Source organism: Bacillus sp. ISL-51, assembly GCF_018613535.1.
Lineage (GTDB): Bacteria > Bacillota > Bacilli > Bacillales > Bacillaceae > Bacillus.
In genome coordinates, this window is sequence record NZ_JAGGQB010000015.1 from 45136 (window position 1) to 63313 (window position 18178).

At 47.0% G+C, this 18178-nt stretch carries 17 protein-coding genes; 14 read left to right on the plus strand and 3 right to left on the minus strand.

The window, feature by feature from the left end:
* The first annotated feature begins 31 nt into the window (after nt 1–31).
* The gene (kapB, locus tag J7E26_RS16910) at nt 32–418 is read left to right on the plus strand and encodes a kinase-associated lipoprotein KapB (protein ID WP_214803537.1); all 387 of its coding nucleotides are present in this window, start codon (nt 32–34) and stop codon (nt 416–418) included.
* 24 nt (nt 419–442) lie between these two features.
* Here the strand turns inward: kapB and kapD are convergent, their stop codons facing one another.
* Entirely contained in the window at nt 443–1018 is a 576-nt protein-coding gene (gene kapD / locus J7E26_RS16915) for a 3'-5' exonuclease KapD (protein ID WP_251034686.1), read from the minus strand.
* 153 nt (nt 1019–1171) lie between these two features.
* Here kapD and J7E26_RS16920 point away from each other — a divergent pair, with 153 nt between their 5' ends.
* The 3 genes from J7E26_RS16920 (at nt 1172) to J7E26_RS16930 (ending at nt 4838) form a co-directional block, all read left to right on the plus strand.
* Complete coding sequence (locus tag J7E26_RS16920) at nt 1172–2440, plus strand: MFS transporter (RefSeq protein ID WP_311379926.1); 1269 nt, start codon at nt 1172–1174, stop codon at nt 2438–2440.
* Between the two features lie 90 nt (nt 2441–2530).
* Nucleotides 2531–4405 (plus strand): transglycosylase domain-containing protein, encoded by a 1875-nt coding sequence (locus J7E26_RS16925; RefSeq protein WP_214803532.1) that lies wholly within the window; start codon nt 2531–2533, stop codon nt 4403–4405.
* A gap of 19 nt (nt 4406–4424) precedes the next feature.
* Entirely contained in the window at nt 4425–4838 is a 414-nt protein-coding gene (locus J7E26_RS16930; RefSeq protein WP_251034673.1) for a thiol-disulfide oxidoreductase DCC family protein, read from the plus strand.
* A 16-nt stretch (nt 4839–4854) separates the two neighbouring features.
* Here the strand turns inward: J7E26_RS16930 and J7E26_RS16935 are convergent, their stop codons facing one another.
* Nucleotides 4855–5412, minus strand: a complete 558-nt coding sequence (locus tag J7E26_RS16935; protein WP_214803530.1) for a YufK family protein — start codon at nt 5410–5412, stop codon at nt 4855–4857.
* 174 nt (nt 5413–5586) lie between these two features.
* Between J7E26_RS16935 and malK the strand changes: the two genes are divergently transcribed.
* The 6 genes from malK (at nt 5587) to J7E26_RS16965 (ending at nt 13022) form a co-directional block, all read left to right on the plus strand.
* Nucleotides 5587–7188 carry a malate sensor histidine kinase MalK gene (gene malK / locus J7E26_RS16940; RefSeq protein ID WP_214803527.1) on the plus strand — a complete coding sequence of 534 codons (1602 nt, stop codon included), beginning with the start codon at nt 5587–5589 and terminating at the stop codon, nt 7186–7188.
* Nucleotides 7181–7888, plus strand: coding sequence for a response regulator (locus J7E26_RS16945; protein WP_214803524.1), 708 nt, complete (start codon nt 7181–7183; stop codon nt 7886–7888). The genes malK and J7E26_RS16945 overlap by 8 nt, the downstream gene beginning before the upstream one ends.
* A gap of 401 nt (nt 7889–8289) precedes the next feature.
* The gene (locus J7E26_RS16950; protein WP_214803521.1) at nt 8290–9366 is read left to right on the plus strand and encodes a BMP family lipoprotein; all 1077 of its coding nucleotides are present in this window, start codon (nt 8290–8292) and stop codon (nt 9364–9366) included.
* Between the two features lie 124 nt (nt 9367–9490).
* Nucleotides 9491–11023 carry an ABC transporter ATP-binding protein gene (locus J7E26_RS16955; RefSeq protein WP_214803518.1) on the plus strand — a complete coding sequence of 511 codons (1533 nt, stop codon included), beginning with the start codon at nt 9491–9493 and terminating at the stop codon, nt 11021–11023.
* The gene (locus J7E26_RS16960; RefSeq protein WP_214803515.1) at nt 11016–12062 is read left to right on the plus strand and encodes an ABC transporter permease; all 1047 of its coding nucleotides are present in this window, start codon (nt 11016–11018) and stop codon (nt 12060–12062) included. Before J7E26_RS16955 ends, J7E26_RS16960 begins: the two co-directional genes overlap by 8 nt.
* Nucleotides 12063–13022 carry an ABC transporter permease gene (locus J7E26_RS16965; RefSeq protein ID WP_214803512.1) on the plus strand — a complete coding sequence of 320 codons (960 nt, stop codon included), beginning with the start codon at nt 12063–12065 and terminating at the stop codon, nt 13020–13022.
* Between the two features lie 46 nt (nt 13023–13068).
* Here the strand turns inward: J7E26_RS16965 and J7E26_RS16970 are convergent, their stop codons facing one another.
* On the minus strand, nt 13069–13287 hold the full coding sequence (locus tag J7E26_RS16970) for a hypothetical protein (protein ID WP_214803510.1): 219 nt from the start codon (nt 13285–13287) through the stop codon (nt 13069–13071).
* A 243-nt stretch (nt 13288–13530) separates the two neighbouring features.
* On the opposite strand from J7E26_RS16970, the gene J7E26_RS16975 reads away from it, so the two are divergent.
* The 4 genes from J7E26_RS16975 to J7E26_RS16990 are packed head-to-tail and all read left to right on the plus strand — an operon-like array spanning nt 13531 to nt 18176.
* Complete coding sequence (locus tag J7E26_RS16975) at nt 13531–15933, plus strand: Na+/H+ antiporter subunit A (protein WP_214803507.1); 2403 nt, start codon at nt 13531–13533, stop codon at nt 15931–15933.
* Nucleotides 15930–16361: a Na(+)/H(+) antiporter subunit B gene (locus J7E26_RS16980; protein WP_061522324.1), complete on the plus strand. Its 432-nt coding sequence runs from the start codon at nt 15930–15932 to the stop codon at nt 16359–16361. Before J7E26_RS16975 ends, J7E26_RS16980 begins: the two co-directional genes overlap by 4 nt.
* On the plus strand, nt 16361–16702 hold the full coding sequence (locus J7E26_RS16985; RefSeq protein WP_061522323.1) for a Na(+)/H(+) antiporter subunit C: 342 nt from the start codon (nt 16361–16363) through the stop codon (nt 16700–16702). Before J7E26_RS16980 ends, J7E26_RS16985 begins: the two co-directional genes overlap by 1 nt.
* Nucleotides 16695–18176, plus strand: coding sequence for a Na+/H+ antiporter subunit D (locus tag J7E26_RS16990; protein ID WP_214803502.1), 1482 nt, complete (start codon nt 16695–16697; stop codon nt 18174–18176). Before J7E26_RS16985 ends, J7E26_RS16990 begins: the two co-directional genes overlap by 8 nt.
* Nucleotides 18177–18178 lie beyond the last annotated feature (2 nt).

Sequence of the window (18178 nt, forward strand, 5' to 3'; positions counted from 1 at the left end):
TCTTTTATAGAATAATAGAGAGGTGAGGGCTATGCATTCGTTTGAAATCGGCACAATCGTAAAAGGATTTTATAAAACAGGAGCATACATAGGAGAAGTGACAGACGTCAGGCCTAATCACTATTTAGTGAAAATCAAAGCTGTACTGACGCATCCCGCTCAAGGAGATCTCCATCATCCGAAGCAGGCGGACGTTCCTTTTTTCCATGAAAGAAGAGCGCTCGCATTCGGTGAGCAGACAAACATACCGCATCAGATGGTCAAACCGTTTGACGGCGAGGTGCCGGATTATACGGCATCATTGAAGGAAGCGGCTGCCCGGCTGAAAGATCAGCTCACAAAAGACGATTCGGAGTGGGCGAAGCGTTCGCTAGCCAATTTGGCCGCACTGGAGAGTGAATATTTCAAAAGACCGTAACCCAGTCAGCCTGATTGGGTTTTTTTATGTGGCCCGGCGAAACAGCTCAGTCAAGTCAACACGATCGCCGATTGTCGGAGGCTTCGGCTTTTCAAGGTATTGTTTATCCCGTTCGACAAGCTTAAATAACTTGTATGTGGTCCGAGCGTCGTCCAGCGCTTTATGATGCGTGCCCGTTCCCTTATCGCCATACTCCTCGGCTGCTTTCCACAGGCCCGTCAGCGTCCTGTCGCCGAAAAAGTTTTTATATTCAAGGGACAAATCCCGAAGTTCGCCTTTAAACGGAAAGGGAATATGGTTAAACATGCAGTTTTGCTTCAGTACTTTCATATCCATATTGCCCCAGGTCACAATGGTACAATTTTTCTCAGGATCAAGCTCATTCAATTTGCGGATGAATTCTTCAAATGTAATCCCGCTGTCGACTTCCTTTTGGCTGATGTTTAAAAAGGTTTTGCATCGCTTCGTCAGCTTCGGAAATTTTTTCGGTTTAATATAACTTGAAAACGTTTCAGCCACTTCATCATTTACCGTTTTGACAATCCCCGCCTCAATAATTTCCGGGAAGAAATTTTGCGGACTGTATTTGCCGTCCGGCATTGTAAATTCGAAATCAATAATAAGTAAACCGCGCTGATCCACTTTTTACACCTGCCTTTCCTCCGATCAAAAATGATATTTTATGATAGTATATCAATTACTCTTCTGAAACTTTCTCCTTTTTCTAAAAATAATGAATTTTCCTATATTAACATTGAAAATACAAATCTATATACTTTAATTAGACACACGAAAAGTAAAGAAGGTGATGTTATTTCTGTCCGCAAGAAAAACTTCGTCATCATTTGGCTCGCGAACTTTTTTGTTTCCGCCAGCACGACGATGATTGTTCCGTTTCTTTCTTTATATATTGAAACAATCAGCCCCCACCCCGGCGGGTATGTGCAGAGATGGAGCGGTTATGTGTTCGGCGTCACGTTTTTAATGGCATTTATCGTTTCCCCGTTTTGGGGGCGGTTCGGCGATAAACGCGGCTACAAAAAAATCCTTCTGATTACCGGGACCGGAATTGCCGTCAGCATTTTACTGATGGGGTTTGTGACCTCGGTTCATCAGCTGTTTTTCCTTCGGATGCTCATGGGCCTAGTGACCGGGTTTATTCCGACCTCGCTTGCTATGATTTCCGCGCAGACACCGAAACAGACTGCGGGGAAAACACTCGGCACCCTGCAGATGGGGCAGGTATCGGGAACTTTATTCGGACCGCTTTTAGGCGGATTGCTCGCTGACAGCTTCGGCTTTACGTATACTTTTTTTATTACGTCATTTGTGATTTTTTCATCCGTGCTTCTCGTCTTATTTAAGGTAAACGAACAGCCGCTCGGCGAGAAAAAGGATAAACAGAAAACATATTCACGTAAGCAGGTGCTCTCCTACATTTTTCACCAGCCCGCGCTTTTGGTGATGATGGTGCTGACCATGCTCGTGCAAACCGGCAATTTCAGCATCCAGCCGCTGCTCGCTTTATATGTAAATGAGCTGCACGGGCCTGTGAATTTAGCCTTTTTCTCCGGCATGGCGTTTTCAGCCACCGGACTTGGGAGTTTATTGCTGGCGCGAAAATGGGGAGACTTGGGTGACCGCTTCGGCCACCGCCGTATTTTAATTGTGCTTTTGACGGCCGCGGCCGTGTTTTTCATTCCGCAGGCGCTTGCCTCCTCCCTTTCCATGCTTCTTGTGTTCAGGTTTCTCTTCGGCCTGGTGATGGGCGGCACGCTTCCTTGTATTACGGCTTCCATCCGCGTTCAGGCTCCCGGCAGCATTCAAGGAGAGGTCCTCGGCTACAACGTCAGCTTTCGTTTTCTCGGAAATGTGCTCGGCCCTCTGCTTGGCGGCGTCGTATCGAGCAGTTTCTCCATATCGGCCGCCTTTTACGTCACGGCGTTTCTCTTTTTAGCGGGCGCCGGCCTTTTATGGCTGACGGAGCGAATGCAAAAGGAGTCAGCGGCAAATGCAGGCTGATCTCTTCGCAATTGAGGAATCTTCTAAATTTAACCTTCTCGTACACTCAAAAGAATGATACGATATGGCTAGAAATTAGGAGAAAAGAGAGTGACCATGGTACGTAAAATAATCGGATGGATTTTGCTGCTTGGCATTATCCCGTTGTTTGCATTTACAGTTATTGCTTCCGGCAAAGAGGTAAAAGAAATCAAGCCTTTGGATCAGGTGCTTGATAAACATATTGATTTAAAAGATATCAGCCTGGTTCAAAACAGTTACATGTATGACAGAGACGGAAGTCTTGTTTCTGAAATTGTCAGTGATCACGAGAACCGCGTCATCGTGCCCTTTCGAAACATCCCAAATGAGGTTAAACAGCTGTTTTTAACCTCTGAAGACCGTCATTTCTATGAGCACAAAGGGTTTGACTTTATGGGAATGGTCAGGGCTGCCGCGTCCAATTTCAAGGATCACAAAATTGACCAGGGCGCCAGCACCATCACCCAGCAGCTGGCAAGGAATGTGTATTTGAGCCATGAACGCACCTTCAGCCGCAAACTGACGGAGCTTGCCTATTCCTATCAGCTGGAGAAGAAGTATAGCAAAGATGAGATTTTAGAAGGCTACTTAAATACGATTTATTTTAATAACGGAGTATACGGCGTCGGCTCGGCGGCCCAATTTTATTTCAGCAAGCCGCTGAAATCTCTCACTCTGGGAGAAATGGCTTTTATTTGCGCAATCCCTAATAACCCTACATTATATGATCCTCTCAAGCATTTTGACTACACGAAAAAACGACAAGTCCGCTTGCTTAACGGGTTAAAACAGGCAGGGGTTATTTCCGGCAAACAGCTGAAAAAAGCCAAAAATGAACACATTACACTCGATATTAACGAAAAAACAAATAAATATCCGGACTATGTTTCCTATGTAAATGATGAATTCACACAGCTCGTCTCTTCATCTGAAGGCTATGATAAACGGCTGGCGAAAGCATCCGGAAAAGCCAAACAAAAAATACAGAATGAGCTTTCTGCAAGAGTCAGCACGCTGTTAAAAGACGGAGTGAAGATTTATACGGCGCTTAATCCATACATGCAAAATCAAGTCGTTGCGCAAATGAATCAAAATCTTCCATATGCAGGCGTACAGGGCGGAGCGGCCGTGATTAATCACCAAACGCACCAAATCATCGCCCTCTCAGGCGGTAAAGATTATCATAAATATGATTTCAACCGCGCTTATCAGGCCTACAGACAGCCGGGTTCATCGATTAAGCCGCTCCTTGATTACGGGCCTTACATTGAACAAACAGGCGCCACGGCGGGCAGCACGATTGACGCGAGCAAGTTTTGCAGCAAAGATTATTGCCCGCAAAACTACAACAACCGCACGTACGGCACGGTAAGCTTAGAAACGGCGTTTAAATACTCGTATAACACACCGGCCATCAGAATCATGGACCGTGTGGGCGTCAATAAGGCTTTCAGCTATCTTGAACCGTTTCATTTCGCTAAGCTTGTCAGCGCGGATTACCGTCTGCCGGCAGCGCTCGGCGGGTTTACGAACGGCATGACGCCGCTCGAAATGACAAATGCGTACACGACATTCGGCAGCAGCGGCAGCTATACGCCGAGTCACGCGATTACTAAAGTGACCGATTTAAAAGGAAAAACGATTTTGAAATGGAAAGACCAGCCAACACAAATTTTCAGCGTGCGCACCAACATGCAGATCAAGAAAATGATGTCCGCCGTCGTCAAAAGCGGAACAGGAAAAAAAGCGAACTTTAAAGCCCCGTATGTCGGCGGAAAATCAGGTACATCAAATGATTATCACGATATGTGGTTCGTCGGTCTGACGGATTCATATACGATGGGGGTATGGGTCGGCAAGGATACGCCGTCAAGCGTTGAATATCTACATGATGCCAGCCCACAGCTTTCCATCTGGAAAAATACGCTGCAAGCAGCCTATTAAAAAACGGAGGGGATCTGCCTTGAAACCAGCTCATCTTCCGAACCGCGTGCTTTTGTTTGACGGCGTCTGCAACCTATGCAACGGCGCCGTTCAATTCATCATTAAACGCGACCCGGACGGTCTGATCTCATTTGCTTCACTGCAATCAGATACCGCTCAGGAGCTTCTGGCATCACAAGGACTTCCAACAGAGCATTTTGACAGCATGGTCTTTATAGAAAACGGGCAAATCTACAGGAAATCAGCAGCCGTATTAAAAGTCTCCCGCCATTTGCGCGGAGCCTGGCGGCTGTCAGCGGTTTTTTTCGCAGTGCCCCGTCCCCTCAGGGATATGGTGTATTCTGTCATTGCCCGCAGCCGTTACAAATGGTTCGGAAAAAGGGAAGCATGCATGCTCCCCTCCCCTGACATCAAAAACAGATTTCTGTCTTAACGCAAAAATGGCTAGCTTACACAGGTAAGCTAGCCATTATGCTATTATAAAGCTTGATAAAGATGTACAAAATACCGATAACAAAGGTAAACCAAAACAAGATCTCCAGCAAGATAAATCCGATTAAAGAGACGATGGAGAGTGTTGCATAGATTCTATATACCATAAAAATCAAATACACAAGAGTGACGGCTGCAAAAAGCGCCGCAATCCAAAAAACATTTTGTACAAGCGCAAAGGAAAGAATTCCTCCGCCTACATAAATTAAAGAGCCTAATCTGATTTTTTTCAAATTATCCCCTTCAGGGTCATTTGTGAAAAACAAAAGAGACAGCTCTGTCACAGTGTTTGCAATCAGCTTTAAAGCGGAAAAAACCATAAAATATACAAGGGCGAACGCTGCGAAAAGCGCCAGTCTGATCCCTTTCTCAGAGAAATAATCAAGCATTCCCTGATACATGCCGAGCGTTTGAAGCAGCTTCATGGCATAAAGCGAAGTAGAAATGGATAATGACGAACTAAAAAGCAGAATCGCGACGAGAGGAAAATACCCCGTCCAATAAGTATTTTTCATATAAAAAGTCCCTTTCTGTAATCTACCTCACTTATTATGGAGGACTTAAAACACATTGACAAGATAAAATATTCCATTTTTCCTCACTTTTACGAAATAAGCGCCCGATCTTCACAAACCGGCTTTTTCGGAGTAAAGTAGAACGCGGGAATGATAAACGTAAGGAAGGCTGTTATGAAAAAAACTTTAAAACTGCAAACCAGATTAACGATATTCGTCTGCATTGTCGTCCTCATTGCACTTTGTATCACTTTTTTCACCATCAGCGTCCAGACCGCAAACCGCGTGAAGGAAGAAGAACGAGCGACCGCTTTAAGAACCGCGCAATTGGTTGCTGAAACACCCAGCGTCGCACGATCATTAGAGACAAAAAAAGGGCTTAAAGAGCTGGAGAATTTTACATTAGACGTCCAGCATACGACAGGAACCGAATTTGTTGTCGTGATGGATATGAATCGCATTCGCCTCACCCACCCCAATCCGAATAAAATCGGAAAACAATTCACGGGCGGAGATGAAGAGCCCGCGATCCGCGGACACGTCCATACGAGCACAGCGGCAGGAACTCTCGGCAAATCAATGAGAGCGTTCGTTCCGGTTTACGGGAAAGATAAAAAACAGGTCGGGGTCGTTTCCGTCGGTATTTCTCTGAATAAAATACAAGAAGTTGTCAGTCAGAGTTTAAGACCGCTCTACTTCATTATCTGCGTCAGTATTTTTGTCGGCATCCTGGGAGCCGTTATTGTCGCCCGCACCGTCAAAAACATTATGTACGGGCTGGAGCCTTATGAAATCGCCACCCTGCTTGAGGAACGGAGCGCTATGCTCGAATCGACAAAAGAAGGCATCCTGGCGGTTGACGCGCATGGAAAAATTAAGCTTGCCAATGCCGAAGCAAAGCGTTTGTTTATTAAAATGGGTATTCCGACTAATCCGGTCGATCAAGATGTGAACGATATTTTGCCGAAAAGCCGGCTGAAGCAGGTCATTGAAACGAAAAAACCGCTTCAGGACAGGGATATCCGTATTAACGGACTGGAACTGGTCTTTAATGAGGTCCCCATCCATCTTAAAGGACAAACTGTCGGAGCGATCGCCACCTTCAGAGACAAAACGGAGGTCAAGCATTTAGCAGAACAGCTTTCGGGTGTTAAAATGTATGCAAACGCCTTAAGGGCCCAGTCACACGAATTCATGAATAAGCTTCATGTCATTTTAGGCCTCGTGCAGTTAAAAGAATATGACGATCTCGGTACTTATATTAAAGACATCGCGATTCAGCAGAAGACAGAAACAAGCGAAATTATAAATGACGTCAAAAGCCCGGTTCTTGCAGGCTTTCTCTTAGGAAAACAAAGCTACATACGCGAACAGGGCGCCGATCTGGACATTCAGCTGAACGGTATTATACCGAATGCGGCAGATCCCGCCGTCATTCACGAGCTCATTACGATTATCGGAAATCTTTTAAACAACGCCCTTGACGCAGTGGCGCAGATGCCGAAGAAAAACATTACGTTTTCAATGCGGTTCCAAGAACGTCAGCTTGATATTGACATTACGGATACGGGGGCCGGAATGTCCGCTGAGGATCAAGCCCACATTTTCGAACAAGGTTATTCCACAAAAGGAATAAACCGGGGGTTCGGTCTTTATTTTACCCAGCAAAGCGCAGAAAATTTAAAAGGCCATATGATTGTGACAAGTGAAAAGAATGAAGGAACTACTTTCAGTCTTCGCATTCCGTATGAACCGAAGGAGGAAAATGATGATTAATGTACTCATAGTTGAAGACGACCCCATGGTGGGTGAATTAAATAAACGCTATCTCAGCCAAATCGAAGGCTTCCAGTTGAAAGGCATCGCCTCATCCTTTCAAAGCGCGCTGCATGTTTTAGGCGAGCATCATATCGATCTGATACTTCTTGATATTTACATGCCGGGGAAAAACGGACTGGAGCTTTTGACTGAAATCCGCAAGCAGAACGAATCGGTTGATGTCATCGTCATTTCGGCGGCAAGCGAGCTTGATGTCATCAAAAAGACCCTTCGGTACGGCGCCGTCGATTATTTAATCAAGCCGTTTGAATTTGACCGCTTCCAGACCGCCCTTTCCGACTACAGACGGAAGCAAAAGGTGTATCAGTCACACAGAAGCATGACACAGAAGGAATTGGATGCGGAGCTGTTCCAAAAGAAAGAAGCGACAGAAAAAGTTCATCTTCCGAAGGGATTGACAAAGAGCACGCTGAAACTCATTTGGGCGAGCATAGAATCATTCGGCGACAGCTCCTTTACCACTGAGGATCTCGCCAAACATACAGAAATTTCCCAAGTGTCCATCCGAAAGTACCTGAAGTTTCTCGAAGACATTCAAGTGCTGAACGTAGAAATGGCCTACGGCACGATCGGCAGACCCGTTTTTCAATACAATATCAATACCGGCAATGTCAGCAGCATAAAGCAATATTTTTAATATCCAAAGCACTGTTCAAATGGGAACAGTGCTTTTTTACTGTCATATCGTGTGACAAAAGGCTTGAGACCTCCCTTTTATATGCTATATAAGAATAATGACTGATCTTCATCGCCTATTTTTTATCCAGCTGAGGAAGGCGGTTCATAAAATTGATATTTTTTAAAAAATAGCAAATTTCTATTTATTTATGGCGGGTAAAATGATAAATTATGATTGGTTAGCTGATCTTTTCGGATAAGCCATAAGTCCCGAACCTTAATGAGAGCACTCGCGGCAGCGGGAAAAAGAGAAAAGTCTCATCATTATTATCAGAAAGTTTTTTCGATTCTGCATCCCGGTTCGGGGGCATAGGTCGGGCAGACTCAGCATCAGCCATATTTTACAGGGGGGTTATATCTTTGAAAAAACGCAAAATCGGAATGGCGATGGCGCTCATTGCGGCAGCCGGAACCATATTAAGCGCATGCGGCTCAAGCGACAAAGCAAACGGCTCAGGCGGTGACAAAACATTTACCGTCGGGATGGTTACTGACATCGGCGGCGTCGATGACAAATCATTTAACCAGTCGGCTTGGGAAGGCATTCAGGCGTTCGGAAAAGACAACGGACTTGAAAAAGGCAAAAGCGGTTATGACTACCTTCAATCAAAATCAGATGCAGATTATACAACGAACTTAAATAAATTAGCGCGCGAGCACTTTGACCTGATTTACGGCGTCGGCTACTTAATGCAAGATTCAATCGGCGAAATTGCTGATCAGCGCAAAGACACGAATTTTGCGATCATTGACGCCATTGTCAAAAAAGACAACGTAGCGAGCCTTACCTTTAAAGAGCAGGAGGGTTCATTCCTCGTCGGAGTGGCGGCCGCTTTATCGAGCAAAACGGGAAAAGTCGGCTTTGTAGGCGGAATGGAGTCTGAATTAATCAAAAAATTTGAAATCGGCTTCCGCGCGGGTGTACAAGCTGCAAAGCCGAATGCGACAGTCGAAGTGAAATACGCGGGAGGATTTGACAAAGCAGACGTCGGTAAGGCTACGGCTGAAAGCATGTACAAATCCGGCGTTGACGTGATTTATCACGCGGCCGGCGCAACGGGAACAGGCGTCTTCACTGAAGCGAAGAACCTTAAAAAAGAAGACCCTAAACGGAGCGTGTGGGTCATCGGAGTTGATAAAGACCAGTACGCGGAAGGCCAAGTCGAAGGAACAAAAGACAACGTCACTCTGACATCAATGGTTAAAAAGGTGGACACGGCCGTTGAAGACTTGACGAAAAAAGCAAGCAGCGGCAAATTCCCCGGCGGAAAAACGTTAACATACGGTTTGGATCAAGATGCTGTCGGCATCTCCGACCACAAGGAAAATCTGTCTGACGATGTCATCAAGGCAGTGAATGATTGGAAGAAAAAAATCACAGACGGGCTTAACATCCCTTCAACTGATAAAGTATTAAAAACCTTCAAAGCTGAGTAAGGATCAGGGGGTTCTTGCCCCCTCTTTCTTAAAAGAGCGGTGAAGGAAAAGCTGCAGCTCTTGCAGCTTTTCTTTTGCCAGACTCTTTCTCACAAAGCATCTCTATAAAGGAGCGGTCAAATCGGTGGAATATATAATTGAAATGCTCAATATACGCAAAGAATTTCCCGGTATCGTCGCCAACGATAACATTACTCTCCAAGTGAAAAAAGGCGAAATTCACGCCCTGCTTGGCGAAAACGGCGCGGGTAAATCCACTCTCATGAATGTCCTGTTCGGCCTGTATCAGCCTGAAAAGGGCGAGATCCGCGTGCGGGGCGAACGCGTTCACATTAACAGCCCGAACAAAGCCAATGACCTCGGCATCGGCATGGTGCATCAGCATTTTATGCTTGTTGACACCTTTACCGTCTCTGAAAATATTATTCTCGGCAAAGAACCGAAAAAGCTCGGCAGAATTGATAAACAGCGCGCCGCCCAAGATGTGCGTGAGATTTCCGGCCGTTACGGGCTGCAAATTGATCCGGATGCCAAAGTCGCCGATATCTCTGTCGGCATGCAGCAGCGAGCTGAGATTTTAAAAACCCTCTATCGGGGCGCCGAGATTCTCATTTTTGACGAACCGACCGCGGTGCTGACTCCGCATGAAATTCAAGAACTCATTCAAATTATGAAAAACCTGGTCAATGAAGGGAAATCTATTATTCTCATCACCCACAAATTAAAAGAAATTATGGAAGTGTGCGACCGGGTGACCATCATCCGCAAAGGAAAAGGCATTCAGACGCTGGATGTGGCGAATACGGATAAAGATGAGCTGGCGAGCCTGATGGTCGGACGGGAGGTTTCATTTAAAACGGACAAAAAAGCGGCTGACCCGAAAAAAGAAGTACTCTCGCTTTCTCAAGTCACTGTCAAGGACGCACGCGGGGTTGAGGCGGTCAAACAGCTGTCCCTCTCTGTCAGAGCCGGTGAAATTGTCGGCATTGCGGGCGTTGACGGAAACGGACAGTCTGAACTCATTGAAGCCATTACCGGCCTCAGAAAAACACATTCGGGCACGATCACGTTAAACGGCAAGCCTTTGCAAAACCTGCCGCCGCGAAAAGTCACCGAATCAGGCATCGGGCATATTCCCCAGGACCGCCATAAACACGGGCTTGTTCTTGATTTTCCGATCGGTGAAAATATCGTGCTGCAAAGTTACTACCAAAAGCCCTACTCTTCTTTCGGCATATTAAACAGCCATGCCATCTATGACAAAGCCCGCAGCCTGATTGAAGAATACGATGTCAGAACCCCTGATGAATTTACGCCTGCGCGGGCGCTGTCGGGAGGAAACCAGCAAAAGGCCATTATCGGCCGGGAAGTGGACAGAAACCCCGATCTTTTAATCGCAGCTCAGCCGACCCGGGGACTGGATGTCGGCGCGATTGAATTCGTCCACAAAAAGCTGATTGAGCAGCGGGACGACGGCAAAGCGGTGCTGCTGCTATCGTTTGAGCTTGATGAAATTATGAATGTAAGCGACAGAATCGCCGTCATTTTTGAAGGCAGCATCATCGCAAACGTTAATCCGCTGGAAACAAACGAGCAGGAGCTCGGACTTTTAATGGCGGGAAGTAAGCAAAGGGAAGCGGGGAACACACATGATTAATCGACTTTCTCATCTGGCTGTTCCGCTGATTGCGATCATTCTTGGTTTAGCGGCGGGAGCCGTCATCATGCTCGCCAGCGGCTACAATGTCATCAGCGGATATTCGGCTCTCTGGAACGGCATCTTCGGTGAAGTGTATTACATAGGGGAAACGGTACGGCAGATTACACCTTATATTTTGTCCGGTTTGGCGGTGGCGTTCGCCTTTCGGACGGGTCTGTTCAATATCGGTGTTGAAGGACAGCTGCTTGTCGGCTGGACCGCCGCCGTTTGGGTCGGCACTTCCTTTGACGCCCCGGCTTATGTCCACCTTCCGCTTGCTTTATTAGCAGCAGCCGCTGCGGGCGGGCTTTGGGGATTGATTCCCGGATTTTTAAAAGCCCGGTTTTTTGTCCATGAAGTGATTGTCACCATCATGATGAATTATATCGCTCTTCATTTAACCAATTATCTCATCTCTGATGTCATGACGGACCACCGGGACAAAACGGCCAAAATCCATGAAAGCGCCTCTCTCCGCTCGCCATTTTTAGAGCAGCTGACAGATTACTCCCGCCTTCACTGGGGCATTCTGATCGCTCTTTTTATGGCTGTCGTCATGTGGTTTATCATTCATAAGACAAGAAGCGGATTTGAATTCCGCGCAGTCGGCTTTAACCAGCATGCCGCACAGTACGCCGGAATGAGCGTCAGAAAAAATATGATGTACTCCATGCTGATTTCAGGCGCTTTCGCCGGACTTGCCGGTGCGATGGAAGGACTCGGCACCTTTCAATACGCGGCGGTTAAGGGCGCCTTTACCGGCGTCGGCTTCGACGGAATCGCGGTCGCCCTTCTCGGCGGCAATACAGCCATCGGCGCAGTGCTAGCGGCTTGTCTGCTTGGCGGCCTTAAAGTCGGCGCGTTAAATATGCCGATTGAATCAGGCGTGCCTTCAGAAGTCGTTGATATCGTGATTGCCATTATTATTTTATTTGTAGCATCAAGCTATGCCATCCGTCTCGTGCTTGATAAATTGAAGAAAAAGGGGGCGAAATAAGTGGACTTTCTGCAGATCTTATCCATAATTGTCCCGGCAACACTCGTATACGCTGCCCCGCTTATTTTAACCGCTCTCGGCGGCGTGTTTTCTGAAAGATCGGGCGTTGTCAACATCGGCTTGGAAGGACTTATGATTATCGGCGCCTTTACAAGTGTCCTGTTTAACTTATTTCTCGGACATCAGCTCGGGTCCGCGACACCGTGGCTCGCCTTAATTGCAGCGATGATTGCGGGCGGTCTGTTCTCGCTGATTCACGCGGCCGCTGCCGTTTCCTTCCGTGCTGATCAGACTGTAACCGGTGTGGCCATTAATATGCTTGCATTAGGCGCAACGCTGTTTATCGTCAAGCTCATATACGGAAAAGCGCAGACTGATAAAATACCCGAGCCCTTTTATAAAACAAATATTCCCGGTTTGAGTGACATTCCGGTGTTGGGAAAGATTTTCTTTTCTGATGTGTATTACACGTCAATCTTAGCTATCGTTCTGGCCTTTATTTCTTGGTTCATTTTATTCAAAACGCCGTTCGGGCTTCGCATCCGTTCGGTCGGGGAACACCCGATGGCAGCTGACACGATGGGTGTAAACGTGTTTAAAATGCGCTATATCGGCGTCATGATCAGCGGACTGTTCGGCGGTCTCGGCGGCGGTGTATATGCTTCCACCATTGCGCTCGATTTCACTCATTCCACCATTTCCGGCCAAGGCTTTATCGCGCTTGCCGCGCTTGTCTTCGGCAAATGGCATCCGATCGGCGCGCTTGGGGCGGCGCTGTTTTTCGGATTTGCGCAAAGCCTAAGCATCATCGGTTCGCTTTTGCCCCTTTTCAAAGACATACCGAATGTGTATATGCTGATGGCTCCTTATATCTTAACCATTCTCGCGCTCGCCGGATTTATCGGCCGCGCGGATGCGCCTAAAGCAAACGGCATCCCTTACATTAAGGGGAAACGCTGAAAAGGCATCAGAAAAGAGTTCCGCGCCCCCTGCGCCGGAACTCTTTTTATCTTTTGACGATCCTCATATATTCCCGCGGCTGAAATGGCTCCCTCAACGATTCGGCTGCGCTTAATCTGTCATGCGCGTATTCCGAATCGAGAAAAAACCCCTCCCAGTCATCGGCTCCCATTTGATGCCGTCCTTTGTGCAATCCGTCCGCTATGAATGTTCCTGCGATGATGGAACAAAATAAGCCTGTACATACCGCAGCTTTTCTTTTCATCTGATCAGCTCCTTATCTTCAGCTTGATCTGAAAGATAAATGGATATACAAAATCAAAAATGTTTGATAAATTTATTTTAAGTTCAAAAGACCACAAAATATAGAAGGGAATACTTTATGCCGTAGCAGGGTAAAAAAAAGTGCGATATAATTTGTACTGGGTCCTATGACCTTGAATTTATTTTTATTCAATCTTACATAAAGCAGTTGCTTGATGAAAAAACAAGCAAAGGAGGTCTTCTGTTGCAGCTGTTACATTTAGCGATTTTGGCGCCTTTTTTATTTGCATGTATTGTTCCCTTTCTCTGGAAATGGGTAAAAAACATTCATACGGGCTGGTTTGTGCTGATTTTGCCCGTCTTGCTGTTCATTTACTTTATCAGCATGCTCCGTATGACGATGGCGGGAGAAACGGTCCGGTCCGTGGCTGAATGGATCCCTTCATTCGGCATTAACTTTACCGTTTATATTGACGGTCTCGGGCTGTTATTCGCTTTATTGATTACGGGTATCGGCTCTTTGGTTACGCTGTACAGCATTTATTATTTATCTAAAGACAAGGAAAAGCTCGGCCCCTTTTATGTTTACTTGCTGATGTTTATGGGCGCGATGCTCGGCGTTGTGCTCATTGATAACGTCATTGTGCTTTATATGTTCTGGGAACTGACAAGCCTGTCATCTTTCTTATTAATCGGGTATTGGTATAAACGGGAGAAATCACGATACGGCGCTGTGAAATCGCTTTTGATCACCGTAGGCGGGGGGCTTTGCATGCTCGGAGGCTTTATCCTCCTGTACCTTATCACGGACTCATTCAGTATCAGGGAAATGGTCAATCAGGTGCATCTAATCGCCGGCCATCCGTTCTTTATCCCGGCGATGATTCTCCTGTTATTAGGGGCATTTACGAAGTCGGCGCAGTTTCCGTTTTACATTTGGCTGCCTGACGCGATGGAGGCGCCAACTCCTGTCAGCGCCTATCTTCATTCCGCCACAATGGTGAAGGCCGGCATTTATCTCATTGCCAGGTTCAGTCCGATTTTTGCATTTTCACCCGTGTGGTTTTGGACGGTTGCTTCCGTGGGCCTTATCACGATGGTATGGTCATCATTCCAGGCAGTCAGACAAACTGATTTAAAATCGATTTTAGCTTTTTCCACAGTCAGCCAGCTCGGAATGATTGTATCCATGCTCGGAGCCGGAGCCGCCGCTCTCCATTACCAGCATTCGGAATATTTTACTGCGGCTGTGATGGCGGCTGTGTTTCACTTAATTAACCATGCCACTTTTAAAGGAAGTTTATTTATGGCGGTCGGTATTATTGATCATGAGACAGGAACGAGAGATATCCGCAGGCTTGGCGGGCTGATGGCGGTCATGCCGATTACGTTCACCGTCTCCCTGATCGGCACGTTTTCCATGGCTGGCCTTCCTCCTTTTAACGGCTTTTTGAGTAAGGAAATGTTCTTTACAAGTATGCTGCGGATTGCCCATGCAGATATTTTTCACCTTGATACGTGGGGAGTGCTGTTCCCCGTCCTTGCGTGGGTCGGCAGCGTGTTTACTTTCATCTACAGCATGAAGCTGTTCTTCAGGACATTCAGAGGAACCGCGAAGCCTGATCAGCTCGAAAAGGCGCCGCACGAAGCTCCTCTCGGCATGCTGATTTCACCTGTCATCCTTGCCGCTTGTGCGGTCAGCCTGTTTTTCGTACCGAACGTTTTGTCCTACAGCCTGATTGAACCGGCGATGAATTCCATTTACCCGGCTCTGTTAACCGGCGGGAACACATTCCATGTCCACATTTCGCAGTGGCACGGGGTGACGGCAGAGGTGCTGATGACACTCGGCATTATCATTGCCGGCACGATCGGCTATGTGACGTTATCTAAATGGGAACGCATTTATCAGCTGTTTCCAAAAAAACTGACGCTGAACCGCCTTTACGACAGCATAACGGGCAGCATGGAAAAAAGGTCTTATCAGCTGACGTCATCTTATATGACCGGTTTTTTAAGAGATTATCTGCTGTATATCTTTGCCGCTTTTATTATACTCATCGGATCAGCGCTTGCGCTGAAAGGCGGATTTTCATTTACAACGAAAGACATGGCGGAGATCGGTCCGTATGAAGTCGTCTTATCACTCGTCATGGTGAGCGCGACTGCGGCAACCGTCTTCGCCAAGTCACGGCTGACGGCGATTATCTCACTCGGTGTCGTCGGCTATACGCTGGCACTGTTTTTCGTCATCTTCAGAGCGCCCGATCTGGCGCTGACGCAGCTTGTCATTGAGACGATATCCGTCGCTCTGTTTCTTCTTTGTTTCTATCACCTGCCGAAGATGAAGCGGAAAAAGAAGACAAGAACATTCCGAATGACGAATTTCGTGATTTCGCTCGGTGTGGGCATTATTGTTACACTGCTCGGAATCGCGTCTTCAAGCGAAAAAACAAAGGACAGCATCGCTTCCTTTTTTACCGCGTACAGCCACAAGCTGAGCGGAGGCAATAACATTGTCAATGTCATCCTGGTGGATTTCAGGGGCTTTGATACGATGTTTGAAATTACGGTGCTGACGATTGCCGCTCTCGGGATTTACAGTATGATCAGAACGAAAGTTAAAGAGGAGGGAGAAGAGCGTTGAGAGAGCATAAAACGAATGACATCATCATGCAGACAGTAACCAAGCTGGTATCCTTTATCATTCTGCTTTTCTCTTTCTATTTATTTTTATCCGGGCATAACGCACCCGGCGGAGGATTTGTCGGCGGATTGATTACGTCTTCTGCCATCGTGCTTTTGCTTTTAGCTTTTGATTTAAAGACGGTTCAATCCATTTTACCTGTTAATTTTATATATGTAGCGGGCGCGGGTCTCTTGATCGCGATTGCAACAGGAGCCGGATCGTTCCTTTTCGGAGCGCCCTTTCTGAGCCATACATTCGGCCACTTTCAGCTCCCCCTGCTTGGAAAAACGGAGCTGGCGACGGCCACTTTGTTTGATTTAGGCGTGTATCTCGTTGTCGTCGGCGTTACGATGACCATTATTCAAACGATTGGAGAGGAAGAATAATGGAAATCTTAATGTCTGTCATCGCAGGTATTTTGTTTATGGCGGCAACCTATTTGCTGCTTTCTAAAAGTCTTTTGCGCGTCATTATCGGAACCGCTCTTTTAAGCCACGGCGTGCATTTGCTGCTTTTGACGATGGGCGGCCTGAAAAAAGGCGCCCCTCCTATTTTAGGCGGGAAAAGCACGTCTTTTGTCGATCCGCTGCCGCAAGCTCTGATACTGACGGCGATCGTCATTTCATTCGGCGTCACTTCCTTCCTGCTCGTAATGGCGTTTCGCGCCTACCAGGAATTGAAGTCGGATGATATGGATCAAATGAGGGGAAATGATCAACATGAATAATTTTGTGGTACTGCCTATCCTGCTGCCGCTTCTGGCCGCAGTTCTCTTAATATTTATGAACAGGAACGTCATGCTGATGCGGATATTCAGCACCGCCGTCTCTGCTGCTTCCATCGTGATCAGCGCACTCCTCGTTCAAACCGTCTTTACAGGCGGGGTTCAGACCTTGACGCTTGGCGGCTGGAAAGCGCCGTACGGCATTGTGCTGGCTGCAGACCAGCTGGCAAGCCTGCTAGTTCTGACAACCGCTGTCATCGGATTGCTCGTTATCCTCTATTCCTTCCGCTCCATCGGGGAAAAACGGGAGCGCGCATTCTATTATTCAGCCGTGCAATTTCTTCTCGCCGGCGTGAGCGGTGCGTTTTTAACGGGTGATTTGTTTAATATGTACGTCTTTTTTGAGCTTTTGCTTATCGCGTCCTACATGCTGATCGTTCTGGGCGGGGCGAAGATTCAATTAAGAGAATCATTGAAATATATTGTGTTTAACATTGTGTCATCCGCGTTTTTTGTCATCGGCGTCGGTTACTTATATGCCGTGACGGGAACGCTGAATATGGCCGACTTAAGCTTAAGAATAAGCGAGTCAGGCCAGACGGGGCTGATCACGGTCATCGGCGTGCTGTTTCTCGTCGTATTCGGTTTAAAGGGCGGGATCTTCCCTCTGTACTTCTGGATGCCGGGTTCTTATTACGCGCCGCCGACGGCGATTTCAGCCTTGTTCGGGTCTCTTTTGACGAAAGTCGGGCTGTATGCAATCTTAAGGGTATTTACGCTGATCTTTATTCACGATATAGGCTTTACCCATCAGCTGATGATGTGGCTTGCGATGCTGACGGTTTTATTCGGCGTGATCGGGTCCATCGCCTATGCCGATGTCATGAAAATCGTCATCTACAATATTATTACAGCCGTCGGCGTCATCTTATTCGGAATCGCAATGAACACTCCCGCCTCCATTCAAGGAGCGATTTATTATCTGATTCACGATATGCTGATTAAAGGGGCTTTGTTTATGCTTGCAGGAACGCTCATCGCTTTGACGGGCACGGCCAGCCTGCATAAAATGGGCGGTCTGATCACCCGCTACCCGGTTTTAGGCTGGATGTTTTTTATCTCCGGCATCTCTCTGGCCGGCATTCCGCCGTTCAGCGGATTTGTGGGCAAGCTAAAGATTGCAGAAGGCGGTTTTGACCGTGGGGAAATGCTGTTTTCCGTATTGATTCTGCTGTCAAGCCTGCTTGTTCTGTATTCAGTGCTGAAGATTTTTATTACGGCTTTTTGGGGGGAAGAAAAGGAAACACCTGCCGGGGGCAAACGTTCAGCAAAAGGGCTCCTTTATCCGGCAGCTGTTTTCCTCCTCCTGTCGCTTTTGTTCGGCCTCGGATCCGAATGGGTGTCACCGTATGTCAATCAGGCGGCTGAGACTCTGCTGAATCCGGAAAAATACATTGAAGCTGTTTTGAAGGAGTAGAT